At 32.7% G+C, this 13,560-nt stretch carries 19 protein-coding genes; 8 read left to right on the top strand and 11 right to left on the bottom strand.

Annotated elements, in window-relative coordinates:
* The first annotated feature begins 89 nt into the window (after nt 1–89).
* Entirely contained in the window at nt 90–1,514 is a 1,425-nt protein-coding gene (locus Q0941_RS01645; RefSeq protein WP_299290715.1) for a M57 family metalloprotease, read from the top strand.
* A gap of 113 nt (nt 1,515–1,627) precedes the next feature.
* Entirely contained in the window at nt 1,628–2,539 is a 912-nt protein-coding gene (locus Q0941_RS01650; RefSeq protein ID WP_299290754.1) for a TFIIB-type zinc ribbon-containing protein, read from the top strand.
* On the opposite strand, the gene Q0941_RS01655 is transcribed toward Q0941_RS01650, so the two are convergent.
* Nucleotides 2,536–2,940 (bottom strand): phosphoribosyltransferase, encoded by a 405-nt coding sequence (locus Q0941_RS01655; protein WP_299290717.1) that lies wholly within the window; start codon nt 2,938–2,940, stop codon nt 2,536–2,538. The two genes, Q0941_RS01650 and Q0941_RS01655, sit on opposite strands and share 4 nt — an antisense overlap.
* 24 nt (nt 2,941–2,964) lie before the next feature.
* Complete coding sequence (locus Q0941_RS01660) at nt 2,965–3,357, bottom strand: DUF6659 family protein (protein ID WP_299290718.1); 393 nt, start codon at nt 3,355–3,357, stop codon at nt 2,965–2,967.
* Nucleotides 3,358–3,410: 53 nt separating this feature from the next.
* Here Q0941_RS01660 and Q0941_RS01665 point away from each other — a divergent pair, with 53 nt between their 5' ends.
* Together Q0941_RS01665 and phaC are read left to right on the top strand one after the other, a co-directional pair.
* Complete coding sequence (locus tag Q0941_RS01665; RefSeq protein ID WP_299290720.1) at nt 3,411–3,989, top strand: poly(R)-hydroxyalkanoic acid synthase subunit PhaE; 579 nt, start codon at nt 3,411–3,413, stop codon at nt 3,987–3,989.
* Complete coding sequence (phaC, locus tag Q0941_RS01670) at nt 3,979–5,043, top strand: class III poly(R)-hydroxyalkanoic acid synthase subunit PhaC (RefSeq protein WP_367277456.1); 1,065 nt, start codon at nt 3,979–3,981, stop codon at nt 5,041–5,043. Before Q0941_RS01665 ends, phaC begins: the two co-directional genes overlap by 11 nt.
* Before the next feature lie 27 nt (nt 5,044–5,070).
* Here the strand turns inward: phaC and Q0941_RS01675 are convergent, their stop codons facing one another.
* The 3 genes from Q0941_RS01675 to Q0941_RS01685 are packed head-to-tail and all read right to left on the bottom strand — an operon-like array spanning nt 5,071 to nt 6,752.
* Nucleotides 5,071–5,499 carry a hypothetical protein gene (locus Q0941_RS01675; RefSeq protein WP_299290722.1) on the bottom strand — a complete coding sequence of 143 codons (429 nt, stop codon included), beginning with the start codon at nt 5,497–5,499 and terminating at the stop codon, nt 5,071–5,073.
* On the bottom strand, nt 5,496–5,921 hold the full coding sequence (locus Q0941_RS01680; RefSeq protein ID WP_299290724.1) for an AbrB/MazE/SpoVT family DNA-binding domain-containing protein: 426 nt from the start codon (nt 5,919–5,921) through the stop codon (nt 5,496–5,498). Before Q0941_RS01680 ends, Q0941_RS01675 begins: the two co-directional genes overlap by 4 nt.
* 36 nt (nt 5,922–5,957) lie before the next feature.
* Nucleotides 5,958–6,752, bottom strand: a complete 795-nt coding sequence (locus tag Q0941_RS01685; protein WP_299290726.1) for an alpha/beta hydrolase — start codon at nt 6,750–6,752, stop codon at nt 5,958–5,960.
* Nucleotides 6,753–6,884: 132 nt separating this feature from the next.
* Between Q0941_RS01685 and Q0941_RS01690 the strand changes: the two genes are divergently transcribed.
* Nucleotides 6,885–7,316, top strand: coding sequence for a universal stress protein (locus tag Q0941_RS01690; RefSeq protein ID WP_299290727.1), 432 nt, complete (start codon nt 6,885–6,887; stop codon nt 7,314–7,316).
* Here Q0941_RS01690 and msrA read toward each other — a convergent pair whose 3' ends face one another.
* The 5 genes from msrA to Q0941_RS01715 are packed head-to-tail and all read right to left on the bottom strand — an operon-like array spanning nt 7,317 to nt 10,338.
* On the bottom strand, nt 7,317–7,772 hold the full coding sequence (gene msrA, locus Q0941_RS01695) for a peptide-methionine (S)-S-oxide reductase MsrA (protein ID WP_299290729.1): 456 nt from the start codon (nt 7,770–7,772) through the stop codon (nt 7,317–7,319). It lies immediately after the preceding gene.
* A 42-nt stretch (nt 7,773–7,814) separates the two neighbouring features.
* Nucleotides 7,815–8,843 carry a carboxypeptidase-like regulatory domain-containing protein gene (locus Q0941_RS01700; protein ID WP_299290731.1) on the bottom strand — a complete coding sequence of 343 codons (1,029 nt, stop codon included), beginning with the start codon at nt 8,841–8,843 and terminating at the stop codon, nt 7,815–7,817.
* Nucleotides 8,844–8,898: 55 nt separating this feature from the next.
* Nucleotides 8,899–9,282, bottom strand: coding sequence for a DUF6659 family protein (locus Q0941_RS01705; RefSeq protein WP_299290733.1), 384 nt, complete (start codon nt 9,280–9,282; stop codon nt 8,899–8,901).
* 52 nt (nt 9,283–9,334) lie between these two features.
* Nucleotides 9,335–10,165 (bottom strand): methyltransferase domain-containing protein, encoded by an 831-nt coding sequence (locus Q0941_RS01710; protein ID WP_299290735.1) that lies wholly within the window; start codon nt 10,163–10,165, stop codon nt 9,335–9,337.
* Nucleotides 10,166–10,206: 41 nt separating this feature from the next.
* Complete coding sequence (locus tag Q0941_RS01715) at nt 10,207–10,338, bottom strand: hypothetical protein (RefSeq protein ID WP_299290737.1); 132 nt, start codon at nt 10,336–10,338, stop codon at nt 10,207–10,209.
* 97 nt (nt 10,339–10,435) lie between these two features.
* Between Q0941_RS01715 and Q0941_RS01720 the strand changes: the two genes are divergently transcribed.
* The 3 genes from Q0941_RS01720 to Q0941_RS01730 all read left to right on the top strand — a co-directional run bounded on the left by Q0941_RS01720 (nt 10,436) and on the right by Q0941_RS01730 (nt 12,300).
* Nucleotides 10,436–10,915 (top strand): RDD family protein, encoded by a 480-nt coding sequence (locus Q0941_RS01720; RefSeq protein WP_299290739.1) that lies wholly within the window; start codon nt 10,436–10,438, stop codon nt 10,913–10,915.
* 30 nt (nt 10,916–10,945) lie between these two features.
* Entirely contained in the window at nt 10,946–11,071 is a 126-nt protein-coding gene (locus Q0941_RS01725) for a hypothetical protein (RefSeq protein ID WP_299290741.1), read from the top strand.
* A gap of 71 nt (nt 11,072–11,142) precedes the next feature.
* Nucleotides 11,143–12,300, top strand: a complete 1,158-nt coding sequence (locus Q0941_RS01730) for a hypothetical protein (protein ID WP_299290743.1) — start codon at nt 11,143–11,145, stop codon at nt 12,298–12,300.
* Nucleotides 12,301–12,307: 7 nt separating this feature from the next.
* Here the strand turns inward: Q0941_RS01730 and Q0941_RS01735 are convergent, their stop codons facing one another.
* Nucleotides 12,308–13,075 (bottom strand): PAS domain-containing sensor histidine kinase, encoded by a 768-nt coding sequence (locus Q0941_RS01735; RefSeq protein ID WP_299290745.1) that lies wholly within the window; start codon nt 13,073–13,075, stop codon nt 12,308–12,310.
* Nucleotides 13,076–13,560: the final 485 nt, after the last annotated feature.

The following is a 13,560-nucleotide window of genomic DNA, read 5'->3' on the forward strand; positions in this document are numbered from 1 at the left end:
TTTCTAATTGATTTAAATTGTAAACTTTGTGCGCAAGTTAGTAGAAAATAGAAACAAACTATATCTAAAATAAATGGAGAAAATGTATCATGTACGGAATTCAGATTTTACTGGTTTTTTTGTTTAGTGTTACAGTTTTGACAGGTTCTGTTTATGCACAGACAGAAAAAGAAGCTGAAGAGATGTTCAATCTTGCAAATGGGCATTTTGTTAATGGAGATTATGATGAAGCCATTAGAATTTATGATAATATTTTGGAAATTTCGCCAAACAATATTTCAACTCTAAAAATGAAAGGAATTGCTCAAAGCAATACTGATGAACATCAGAAATCACTAAAACAGTTCTTCACAATTTTACAACACAGGCCAAATGATGTTATTGCATTATCAGGAATGGGGTTGGGCTTTGGGAATCTTGGAGAATATCAAGAATCACTTAGATATTTTGACAGAGCCATAGAACAGAGGCCCAACAGTGTAGTTCTTGCAAATTACAAAGAATTTGTGAACGATGTCATTTCAAAATACCCATACACGTCAACTCAAAAACCTCTAGAGCTAGACAATCCAAAAGTAAAACCAATTCCAGATTGGATACGTAATTCTGCTAATTGGTGGGCTGCATCACAAATTACAGATGATGACTTTGCAAAGGGAATTGAATATCTCATTGCAAATGAGATAATTGAAATTCCACAGAATAGTAGTTCAGAAGAGACATCTGAATCAGAATTACCATCATGGTTAAGAAATAATGCGGGTTGGTGGGCAGAAGATCTTCTTTCTGATGAAGAATTTTTCAAAAGTATTCAATGGTTAATTGATAATGGTTTTGTCAATGTCAGTGCTCAATCAAATGAGAAAACCCAAGAGGAATTAGACCGTGAAAGTTACTATTTTGATAGATACTTGAAAGATATTACAAAAAATATTTCCAATGAAAAAAGATACATTGAATTTCCCAATCCAAGTCAGGATGTTATCAAAAAATTCCTTAGAGATTATGTAAAATGGAATTTTGAGGAAGAAGTAAAAAAGGCTTCAGGGAATTTCCCTGATCCTACTTATGAAATTGTAGATAATGAGTACATTATCTATTACAAAGTATACATTAACGAACAACCATCAGGTTTGCCATTAGATCATGTAAGTACATTGCAAAATTCATTTCAATATTGGGAATCACAAGTTCTTAACACAAATAACCAAAATGCCAAAATAAAATTCGAAGTTACAAATCTAAAACATGAGGCAAATGTTTGGGTAACATGGGTTGTTAGAAACTTAGGAGAGGGAGTTTTAGGTCATGCTCATTTAGGAAAAGGAGTTGTTGAAGTTGCTTTAGGAGATTACAGTTGTGATGGAAGTTTTCAATTGTATGATGTAAACAGTGTTGAAACAATCATGACACATGAGTTAGGGCATTCAATTGGATTACAACATACAGATGACAAAACTAGCATTATGTATCCATCATACACTCCATCATACGCATATTGTCTACTAAGCTAAAATCAAAACAAATTCTAAGAACTTAGAATAAGACTTAGCTTAACCTACACACAATTAACCTTCAGAAATTTGGTAAAATGGATAATAAGGCAAATAAGAAAATTCTCTTAGTTATGCTCAAAAATTCAATGATGTCAGGTCCAAAGTGTCCATCCTGTGGTGACAAAAAAATGGTCACAGATGAAAATACAGGAGAGTTATTTTGTGGAAAATGTGGTTTTGTAGTTACTGATAAAATTGCAGACACTGGTGCTGAATGGAGATCATTTTCAAATGATGAAACAAATCGAACCAGAGTTGGTGCCGGTACATCTCTAACAATGCATGATATGGGATTATCAACAGTGATTGGTGCAGTAAACAAGGATTCTACTGGAAAACCACTTTCAGCAAGTGTAAAAAGTTCCATTGAAAGATTAAGAACATGGGATAGTAGAACACAAGCTCATTCATCAGCTGATAGAAATCTAAGACAAGCACTAAATGAAATGGACAAATTAAAAGACAAACTTGCACTAACTGACGCAGTTATTGAAAAAGCAGCATACATTTACAGAAAAGCTATGGAGAAAAAACTCGTAAGAGGCCGCTCCATTCAAGGCTTAGTAGCAGCATGTCTTTATGCTTCATGTAGAAATACAGAAACGCCTAGAACATTAGATGATATTGCAAAAGGCATCAATATTAGAAGAAAAGATGTAGCAAGATGCTATAGATTAATTTTCAGAGAATTAGAGTTAAAGATGCCAGTAGTTGATCCCGTCAAAGGAGTTTCTAGAATTGCAAGTATTGCAGAGTTGAGTGAAAAAAGCAAAAGAAAGGCAATTCAAATTTTGGATAAAGCTAAAAAATTAGGAATGGTTGCAGGAAAAGACCCAATGGGAATTGCAGCTGCTGCACTTTATCTTGCATGTATAAGCACAGGAGAAGTAAAATCTCAAAAAGACATCTCTATTGCATCAGGAGTAACAGAGGTTACAATTAGAAATAGATGTGCAGGATTAAGAAAAATCTTAACTGATTAATTATTTTTTAAAAATTCTATTTTATCCCAAGGAAAAACAACATAGGTTTGATTTAGAGTTTTTTTGGCATAAACTAATTGTAAAGGATACTTTTTTCCTCGTCGTGCAAATAAAGTAGCAAATACAAAATTAGAAGGATTATCCACAGAAGAAATTATTTTCTCAAATGTTTTTCCCGAATCAAAAATATCATCTACAAACAAGGAATCTGAAGAGATTTTTCTTTTATCAACATAGATTTTTTTAATATCTAATTGATCTGCAATTAATCTAGCAGGAATTAATCCGCCCCTACTAATTGTCGTAATACTAGAAAATGTTCTAGGTAATTTTTTTAGTTTTTTAGATAATATAAAAACTAGAGATTCAATTTCGTTCCAATCTATTTCTTGAGAATTCATGGTTCTAGTTTTTAGAAATTTTAATTAGAAGGTTTTCATTGGAGACGATTTCAAAGGGGCAATAATTTTTAGAATATCAAATGGGATTTTTCCAAAATCAGCATCTTTTTCACATGAAATTAAAATAACATCATCATTGTTTAGTGGAAAACTCATCACAATCACTTTTTCTCTATAAGACATTGAAAAATGAACTTCACCAAATTCCTTATCAAATTCATGACGCATTCTAACACGTAAAGCAAGTTCCATGAACATCATTTCATCTTGTTTTTGTGCCTCTAATGACAACAATCCTTCCTTCATCCCTCCTGCAATAAGATGTCCTCTACTATTGATCAATCTAGCAGAGCGCATCTTAGAATCAAGGGCTATAATGTCCTGACACATTTTTTCAAGCTCTTCAACATTGTCCATTGGTCTAATTTAACAAGCGATCTATTTATTGCGATCTGTGTGAATAGGTATCTGTGCAATCAGAATCACCTAAAGAAATTTCCGATTATTACAAACATTTGTCCCTATTTTGGACAGATATTATTCATTTAATGTCAAGTAAGCCTCAGGCACTTGCATCAATTGGTCCTATGAGAGCATTTGCTGCAAATTCAAAGAAAATCTCAACTGAAATGATTGAAATTAATGAAATCATGATGGAGTTCAACCAACATCTTGGTGAATATTACAAACAATTAACAGAAACATGGACAACAGCACAAAAGAAAGTTAATCTTAAAGCTCCAGAAGTTCCTCAAGATATTGAACAAATTGAGGCATTCAAGAGAATTTGGATTGATATTTTTGATAATGACTTTACAGAATTATTTGATTCAGAAAAATTTGGAGAAAATTATGGAAAATTAGTTTCTAAAGAATTAGAATTAACAAAACACTGGAACAATATTACAAACGTAATTTTACAATCAGTTAATCTCCCTAGCAAGGAAGAGATTGATGAAGTTTACAAAGAAATTCATTCTTTGAAAAAACGAGTTGGAAAGCTAGAGCTGCAATTAAAGAAAAAGGAGTTGAAAAAAAATACAAAGTGAATCAAGAGTAGATCCAAAAATTATTGAAGAAGTTTTAAAATTTAGTAAAAACGTAATTGATGCACCAAAACTTGTTTCAGCCCCAGATGAAATTAGTTTAGAAGTTACACCTCATGACGTTGTTCAAGAAATTGATAAAACCAGATTACTGCATTATCGTCCATTAACTGACAAACAGAAAAAAACACCATTGTTAATTTCATATGCATTAATTAACAGATTTCATATTTTAGATATTCATCCAGAAAAAAGCTGGGTTCGTAATTTACTTGAACAGGGATTTGATGTCTACATGTTAGATTGGGGAACTCCAACTAGCATGGACAAGTATTTGGATTTTGACGATTATGTTAATGGGTATCTTGACACATATGTAGAGTATGTAAAAAATGAATCATCCAATGATAAAATTACATTGCAAGGATATTGTACAGGTGCAACAATTGCAACAGCATACACTTCATTGCATCCAGAAAGTGTGAAAAACTACATTGCAACTGCACCAGTAATTGACGGATGGAGAGATACAACAGTGATTAGCAATCTCGCTAAACACATGGATGTAGACAAGATGGTCCAAATAATTGGAAATATGCCTCCAGAGTTCATGTATTATTGTTTTTCAGTTCTAAAGCCATTTGAGCAGGGAATTGAAAAGTACGTGAATTTTTTCAAAAATATAGACAATAAGAGATTTGTAGATAATTTCCTCCGAGTTGAAAAATGGCTAGGAGACACTCCACCTATTCCTGGAGAATTATTCAGACAGTGGATTAAGGACATCTATCAAGATAATTTACTAATTCAAAACAAAATGTACATTGAAGGAGAACATGTAGATTTGAAAAAAATAGACATGCCAATTTTCACACAGGTCGCAGTAGGAGATCATCTCGTATCTCCAGAGTGCAGTATGCCATTACACTATGCCATTGGGAGTGAAGACAAGACCTTACGTATGTATCCAACAGGACATGTAGGCATGATTGCTAGTGGATTATCACAAAAGAAAGTATTACCAGAATTAGGCGAATGGTTAGCCGAAAGATCATAAAAAAGAAAAATAAAGTAAAAAAATTACTTAGTTGTTTTTGTTTGTGAATGCAGAAATCCAGGATTGTAGGATGTTTTTGTTTAAATCAGCAAAAGATTTTGCATTATCGTTGAATGTTTTGATATTTTGTTGTGTTGCATCAATAGTTGCTAGTGCAATTTGATTTTGTAGTGATGCTGCTTTTACACATTCTTCGGTTGTATCACGTACTACTTTTAATGTTGCTTCAGGAATGTTTGTTGCAATACCTGCTTTCTTTGCAAATTCTTTTTGTAATGTGATAGATGAATCTACGACATTTTCATATGCTTGCAAGTATTCCTGTTGTACATTAGTAATTGATTGATGATACTGTGGTACTGATTGTTTAATACCATCGAAGAGTTTGTCTACATTCTCTTGATATACAGAAAATACATCTTTAGAATTTCCTTGTGTTGTTTCGTTCTTACTCAATTTTTCACCTCCTTATTTTTTGATTTTTTTGCAATTGGTAGGATAATGACTTGAACCAAGTCACCTTCACCCAAACCAAGGGCATTACGTTCAGCTTCAGGAATTGAAATTCGTCCATTGCTACTAATGGTAGTTTTGTATGCACCCCAATTCATGAAAGATGGAAGCATTTGACCGATATTGAACATTGTATCCATGCTTTTGTTTTGCATCGAAGAAATGTTTTGCATCATGTTTGATTGAGTTTGTCTGGTACTATCAGAAACTTCTCTAAGAGTCTCTAAAGGATTGAAAGTCTGGTTTGATTGGTTGCCCATCAATGCGCCAAAATTTTTCATAAATTCAGCTTGAGCTCGACCACTTTTTTGAATCCAATCTTTGAACATTACAGAAGGATCATATTGGTTGCTATTACCACTCATTGGTAATTGATGTCATATAGAGGTATTTAAGTGCACCTAAGTACCATTTAGAAATTCAAGTACTTTGCCTGCAAAAGTATGAGGGTCTTGAACATATGGAGTATGTCCACAACCATCCATACGATAAAATCTGCAATCTTGGATTGATGAAACAAAGCTATCTGCATGAGTAATTGGAATTACAGGATCATTGGAACCCCACACTATCAAAGTAGGTGCAGAAATTGTTTGCAATTTTGAAGTGATTATTTCAGAATTTTTTAATCCAAGAAGAGTTGACATGAATGCTAATTTTGCATTTGGCAAACGCATTCTTTCAATAAAACCATTAACGATATTTTCATTTACACTTCTGCCAGAGCCCTCCATCATTTCAAATGCATTTTTTGCGCTTTCCTCGTTAGGATACATTGCAGCCATAATGTATGCATCAAGAGCAGGGGTAGATTGCTTCATAATTCCTGCAGGAGAAACAAGGATTAATTTTTCAAAATGTTGAGAATGAGATGCTGCAAATTCTGCCGCAATTTGACCTCCTAAAGAAGAGCCAATAATGTTAGGTCTTTTAAGATTTGCAGCTAGAAAAAATTTTTCTAAAAAATCAGAGAAAAATTCCGGAGTATAATCAACTAGAGGTTTATCACTATATCCAAATCCAACAAGGTCAGGGACAACTACTTTGAAATCTTCTTCAAACAGCGGAATCACTTGATTCCATCTTTCAGCTGATGCACCCAATCCATGAATTAGAACAAGAGAGTTTTTTGAACTACCAGACTCTAGATAACGAATCTTGTTACCATCAATTTGAAGGAATTTTTCTTCCACCATTTTGCGTCAATTCTCCTCACTAGATAAGTTTTAGTTAATTTAGCGATCAAATGCATTTATGGTTTTTGATGATTTTCAAACGATCAAATCAAGTAACTACATTTTTTAATCTCAAAACGTTTGCTCTAGTATATGATTAAGAAGAAGATATCAAAGATTCTAGTTCCTCTAGATGGCTCAAAAAATTCTCAGAGAGGATTAGAAATGGCAATCACTCTCGCAAGACAATGCGGAGCAACAATCACAGGAGTTTACTCAATAAATGTACAACCACGCTCAGAATTTAGGAGCGTAGCAGCAGTTACGGACAAGATGAATAAAGAAATTGAAAAAATGTTAAGTGCAGCTAAAGTATTGGCAGCCCAAAATGGGATTGTTTTCAAAGAAAAGAAAATGAGAGGAGATGTTGGATATAACATTGTAAAAGTAGCCCAAGGTAAAGACAAATTCGATATGATTGTCATGGGATCAAGAGGAAGAAGTGCAGCAAAAGAGATGTTCTTTGGCAGTGTATCAAATTATGTTATTCATGCTGCAAAGATTCCAGTAGTTATTGTAAAATAACTAGGACAATCCGTGTTTTTTGAAATATTTTTGATGATATTCTTCAGCATCATAAAATGTAGGTGCTGGAACAATTTCTGTTACCACAGGAATATCAAATCTTCCTGATTCAGATAGGGATTGTTTTGATTTTTCTGCAATTTCTTTTTGTTTTTCGTCATGGTAAAAAATTGCCGAACGATATTGAATTCCCACATCAGGTCCTTGGCGGTTTAATGTTGTTGGATTATGATTATTCCAAAAAACATCCAGTAATTCTTCAAATGAAATTTCTTCAGGATCAAACTCTACTTCTACTGCTTCAGCATGACCAGTTCTGTCAGTACAAACTTCCTCATATGTAGGATTTGGTAATTGACCTCCAGTGTATCCTACTTTGGTAGATTTCACACCTTTTGTTTTAGCAAGTAAATCTTCAACATGCCAAAAGCATCCTGCGCCAAATGTTGCTTTCAAATCAATTATACTTTGAACAAACCAAATTAAAAACTATTCTCATTATTTTATGACAATAATTCCTTCACTAATTAAGAATCTTAATGCGTTAATGAATTCATCTTCAGAAATTTTTTCTTGGGACCACCAATGTGCAGAATTTTTTATCCAATCTGGAATTTCTTCATCTGAAATATTTGAAGAGGGGGAAATATTTGAAATCATTATTATATTATTTTCAATCATAAATTCAATTCCAGCTACAAATGCAGAATCATCGATTTCTCCAATTGCCCACCATTCTGCATTATTTTTTACCCATTCAGGCACAGAAATAGGATCTGCATATCCAAGAACATTGTAGATTGATTGATTTGGGAATTGAGAATCAAACCAGGATTTGTAAGAATACTCATTGTTGTATCTATCAATATAGTATTGGGGAGATTTGTCTAAAGAAGGGAAACCGTCAATATTCGTTAGAGAATATCCAACAACATCTACAATAGAATAATTTGGGAATTGAGAATCAAACCAGGATTTGTAAGAATACTCATTGTTGTATCTATCAATATAGTATTGGGGAGATTTGTCTAAAGAAGGGAAATTTGGAATGGTGAATTTCAAAGTTTCAAATTGAGTTTCTGGTGTTGGTTCTGGTGTTGGTTCTGGTGTTGGTTCTGGTGTTGGTTGTGGTTCTGGTGTTGGTTCTGGTTCTGGTGTTGGTTCAGAATTTTTGAATTCAATTAATACTTCCTCAGTAATACCCTCAGATGTCACCTGAACAGGATAATGACCATAAGTGTTCCATGTAGGACCTCCAACTAAGATGGTTGTTGAAAAATCTCCATTAGAATTCAGAGTTGGAGGAGGAAAGACAATAGTAACAATTTGATATCTAGGAGGATCCCAGACAACCACATTTACAGCAGGGGAAGAGGATTCAGAAACAACAGTCCCAGAGATTGTAATTAATTCACCTTCAAAATAAACAGATTTGTCAGTAGATAAATTTTCAATTTCTGCATTTATCATTGGAAGAACAGATAATCCAAAAAGAACAGAAAGGAAAAATGCATAATACAATATCATATTCAAAATTTTAAGAGTGGATAATTAAAGAATTCGCCAGATTGTTCAATTATGTTTAATTGACATCAGTGAAAATTTCAACAACTTTTTTTGCCAAATTTTCAATGTTAGCCGTTGGTTCTGCAGAGATTAGAAGTAGGATTTTGGTGATTGGGAATGGGAAACTAACCAATACAGCTTTATCTCGTCTTGCAGCAAGATAGTTTATCGGTCCAAGACTTTCATCATATTCCTTTCTGATAGAGGCCTTTGAGACAAATTCCAAGAAAGCCTGTAATCGGGTTTCATCACCTTCATGAGGGGTTAATCCTTCTTTGAAGCCTCCTGCTATGAGTTGTCCTTCTTTGTCAACAATACCTGCAAATCTAATTTCAGGCTCTTCTTGTAATTGGGCACATTTATCACCATACAATTTCATTCCAGCATCTGAACTTGACATATATCAAATCAAGATATCAAAAATAAAAACCTAGCCTAGAAATTCATGTGTGTCATAGATGGCATTTTAGCAAAACATAATCAATTATTCTAGATTCTGATGCTTGCTTCATTTTTTGAATTGATTTGAATAATATTTTTTCAATCATCGGAGAGTATTCTTTAATAATTAATTTTTGAAGCCTGTCTCTATTTGCAACATAATAATCAGCCAGAGGATCATAAACAGAAGGGCCTATCAATTTTTCTTCTGAAATTGAAAATCCTGCATCATTTAGAAACTCATGAATTTGTTTTAATGAATAATGTTCTGAGGACCAAGTAAATTTTAAAATTCCAAGTTTATTTGCAGATGGGGAGTTTATTGTGATGGGTACAGCAAGTACAAGCAATCCATCTTCAGATAAAATTCTTTTTGATTCTGAAAGAAAATCAGAATAGGGTTTGAAATGTTGTGATGATTCTAAAGCTAAAATTCTATCAACAGATTTGCTTGAAAAAGGCATCATTGTAGAAGATGAATTAAATGAATTATGGTTTGAGGATTTTCCTGAGTGTAGTTGTGAATAATTGATGTTTACACAGTAAATTGATAAATTATCATATTGTTTTTTCCAATATTTGGCAGGAGCAGACAATCCACTTCCAACATCAATTACATTTTTTGCATTTTCTAATTCAGAAACAATGCCAAAATAATTACAAAGATTTTCTTGTGCAGTAATAGGAGTATTGTGATCGTCATCCCAATAACCAAAATTTAACATCTCACCACCAGTAGCAGTTTGCATCATTGGAGACATTGTACTGTAAAGATTGATTACATCTTTTTCATTTCGACGAAGAGTCCATAATAATACATCAAGAGGGTTAATTGAAGTCAAAAATATTTTCAAAATAAGTTAGAGGTGGAGACATTTAATCTCTAAGGCAACCCATCAGAATCTTCAGCACAGTGTTTGTGAACCCATTTTTCATCCTGGTTTTTGGAGATTTCTTTTCCAGGTTGGATTTTATCTCCACATGCTATGCATACTGTTGCAAATTTTGCTTTCATACAAAGTATTGATAGATTAATGATAAAATTTCTTGGTTGGAATAATGGTTGACCATTGATTAACATGTTTTAATTATTTGAAATACACATAATCATTATGACAGAATCAGATCTATCATCAAAAATCATACTTGCAAAATGGACAGATAGATTCTTGGCATGGTTGATTGATTTTGTAATTATTTCCATCATCACCACATCAATAATTTTTGCGTCAGTTGGTTCCATTGATTATGATTTTGAGGATGAGTGGTTTTGGGCTGAAAATAGTACATACATTCCAACTAGCATCATATTTTTTGTTTATTGGGCAATTCTAGAATATAAAACAGGCCAAACCATTGGAAAAAAAATTCTAAATTTACGAGTAACAAATCTAGAGGGACATTCACCAACTTTGAAAGGAGTTTTGATTAGTTGTTTTGGAAAGGCGTTTTTACTACCATTAGACATCATTTTAGGTTGGATTCTTACTAATGAACATCGTCAAAGAGTGTTTAACAAATTAGGCGATACGATAGTAATCAAAATAAAAAAAGAATCTACAGTTTCAGAATTCAAGTATGAAAAAGACTAGAATTTTGTCAGATTTTGTTAGACAATTACTTTGAAGATTTTACCAACAGATCTATTAGCAAGATTTGATCATCACAAAAAGATGTCAGACAATTCCAAACAATGGTGGCTGGGGTTACCTGAAGAACTCCAAGCAGATATTGAGTTTGAAGAATAAAATCCCAAAAATGGGAAAAATAGAAAATGTTGTAATACTGTCAACAGATGTAAGTACATAAGCGGATTAAGATGACAAAAAAAATTAGAATTAAAGAATCTTCAGCAATTCTACTTTCGGTCTTGTTACTATCAATGGGTTTTTCTGGCAATTCTGAAAGTTTTGCAATTACACCACAGGCTCAAATTCAAGAAATAATTGATGAATTAAAACTATTAGAACAAAATTCTGAAACAAGTAAAAAATCAAAGAAAAAAATCAGCAATGCAATTCACAAACTTGAAAGAAGTCTAAATGAAAAATTCTGGAAAGACGAATCATCTTTAAAGTACAAAAATGGAATTAAAGTTGTCAATCTAGACATTAATGCTATTTCAAAATTAGATAAAGTCCTCAAAGATAAAAAAACAAGCAAGGAGGTAAAAGATCAGGTGTTTCAAATTAATTTAAGAATTACAGAAATTAACAAAAATCTATTAGAAAATACCATTGGTAATTTATCTGAATTAATTATGGGTGAAAAAGGTTTAAAAAAAATTGAAAAGGCTACATCTAATCTTGAAAAAGGAAACGAGTTTTTAGAAAATGAAGATTACACCAAAGCATTAAAAAAATTCAAAAAGGCTTGGGAACAAGTAAAAAAATCACTTAAAGATCCTCACTTTAAACAATTAAAATTAATTCATCTTGAAGGAACTGATGATTTAGATAATGATGATGATGAATTACAAGACATCTATATCAAAATTCTAAAACCAAAAAAACAAGGTAACCCGTACAAAGTGGAGTTGAAAATCACACAGGAATGTGTTAAAGGTAATACCTATGATTTAGCAGGAATGAAAATTGGATTCTCAACTCAAGAGAGATTTTCTGATGTTTCATTTCATGAAGAATTCCATATGACTAATGACTGGTTTTTGACAAATGATCCTGACCAAGAAATTGATCCAGTAATTATTGAAGAAAGAAAAACTTGGTGGGGTGGCTATCCTGACACAGGAGATGATTTTATCCAAACAAATGAGGTTACTGGAGAAAGCTCGTTCACATTAAATCCAGAACCATTATCCATCTTAGATAACCAAATGGGGTGGGAAGGAGATTTTGAATTTACAGGACCACCTGGGGATTACTATATGGCATTCTGGATGCCAGATACAATTGGAGGTTCAGAATTTCTTTGTAATTTCTTAGGATCATTTCCAATTCCAACCACAGTAGAATAATCTGAATTTATTTCAGAGGCAAAGTAATAGTGAATGTGGTTGGTTTGTTTGATACAGTAATGGTTCCACCATGTTGTTCAATGATACTTTTACAAATTACTAATCCTAGGCCAGTACCAGTTTTTTTAGTAGTAAACATTGGCTCAAATATTTTTTCCAAATTTTCTTCAGGAATTCCATGTCCTGAATCTTTGATTTCAATTATTGCAAATTCAGAATCAGATGTAAGTGAAATATCAATTTCCCCCTGACCATCAATAGCATGAACAGCATTATTTAGAATATTAGAGAATACACCTTCTAGTTTTCTAGAATCGCAATTAACTTTCATGTCATGTTCAGGAAGATGAATTTGAATTCCATATGTGGATTTTACATGATTTAATGAAAGTTTGAAAATTCTCAATAACGAATTTGATGTTTTTTTGATTTCGGTTGTTCTTGCAAAATCAAGTACATCTTCAATGATTCTATTCATATCCAAAATTGAATTTTGTAATCTAAACCACTTTTCTTTATCTTTAGCATCAAGTTTTGCAATAATTTCAGGAGTTAGCATATCAGCATATGTTTGCATAATAGTTAGGGGGTTTTTCAAGTCATGAGCAACACGGCTTGCCATTGTACCAATAGTTGCCAATCTTTCAGATTTTACCAATTCAGCACTTTTTTGCTCAACTTGAGTTCTTAGTGATTCGTTCTGATCAAGTAGTTTTTCTTCTAATTCTAAAAGACGGTCCTTGAGTTCTTTTTCTTTTTTGTCACTAATACTCATAATCTCTATTGAATTTCTAATTTGATATAATACAAGCGGTTGTGTGTATTTTTCAATAACAGAGTGAGATAATGTCTACTAATTTCACGAACAAATAAGGAAAAAATAGCAAATTTCAAAGAAAATTTGTCATCAAAATTATTGATATATTTTTTTGATATAGTATTATCAATGGCTGAAGTAAGACAAGCAACAAAACAGATTTTTGTGCCTACCTTGAGTTATGTTCTAGTTGCTTCTTTTTTTGTTGTAACTTCAGTTGTCCTATTTCGTTAACTATAGTCGTGTAATTATTTTGTAAAAATGAAAAACCTAGTTTACACTAGGAGTATTTCAAAATGAGAAAATCATCGTACATGTCGTGTATTTCAAAGTGATGAAAATGAATTCATCGCGCATAGTCTCTATGTAAGTGGCTGAACCGATGTGTTGGTCTATTAGTAAAGGCTGGCTCACCACTCGCCGAAGCTTGTGATCTACACCAC

It is taken from the genome of Candidatus Nitrosopumilus sp. (assembly GCF_028278985.1).
Lineage (GTDB): Archaea > Thermoproteota > Nitrososphaeria > Nitrososphaerales > Nitrosopumilaceae > Nitrosopumilus.

What these genes read in the sequence shown, in the direction of transcription:
- Q0941_RS01655 (WP_299290717.1), bottom strand. Translation starts at nt 2,940, where the DNA reads ATGAATTCTCAAGAAATAGATTGGAACGAAATTGAATCTCTAGTTTTT.
- Q0941_RS01645 (WP_299290715.1), top strand. Translation starts at nt 90, where the DNA reads ATGTACGGAATTCAGATTTTACTGGTTTTTTTGTTTAGTGTTACAGTT.
- Q0941_RS01715 (WP_299290737.1), bottom strand. Translation starts at nt 10,338, where the DNA reads ATGAAAGCAAAATTTGCAACAGTATGCATAGCATGTGGAGATAAAATC.
- Q0941_RS01685 (WP_299290726.1), bottom strand. Translation starts at nt 6,752, where the DNA reads ATGGTGGAAGAAAAATTCCTTCAAATTGATGGTAACAAGATTCGTTAT.
- Q0941_RS01705 (WP_299290733.1), bottom strand. Translation starts at nt 9,282, where the DNA reads ATGTCAAGTTCAGATGCTGGAATGAAATTGTATGGTGATAAATGTGCC.
- Q0941_RS01690 (WP_299290727.1), top strand. Translation starts at nt 6,885, where the DNA reads ATGATTAAGAAGAAGATATCAAAGATTCTAGTTCCTCTAGATGGCTCA.
- Q0941_RS01720 (WP_299290739.1), top strand. Translation starts at nt 10,436, where the DNA reads ATGACAGAATCAGATCTATCATCAAAAATCATACTTGCAAAATGGACA.
- Q0941_RS01680 (WP_299290724.1), bottom strand. Translation starts at nt 5,921, where the DNA reads ATGAGTGGTAATAGCAACCAATATGATCCTTCTGTAATGTTCAAAGAT.
- Q0941_RS01700 (WP_299290731.1), bottom strand. Translation starts at nt 8,843, where the DNA reads ATGATATTGTATTATGCATTTTTCCTTTCTGTTCTTTTTGGATTATCT.
- Q0941_RS01735 (WP_299290745.1), bottom strand. Translation starts at nt 13,075, where the DNA reads ATGAGTATTAGTGACAAAAAAGAAAAAGAACTCAAGGACCGTCTTTTA.
- Q0941_RS01730 (WP_299290743.1), top strand. Translation starts at nt 11,143, where the DNA reads ATGACAAAAAAAATTAGAATTAAAGAATCTTCAGCAATTCTACTTTCG.
- Q0941_RS01650 (WP_299290754.1), top strand. Translation starts at nt 1,628, where the DNA reads ATGCTCAAAAATTCAATGATGTCAGGTCCAAAGTGTCCATCCTGTGGT.
- Q0941_RS01660 (WP_299290718.1), bottom strand. Translation starts at nt 3,357, where the DNA reads ATGGACAATGTTGAAGAGCTTGAAAAAATGTGTCAGGACATTATAGCC.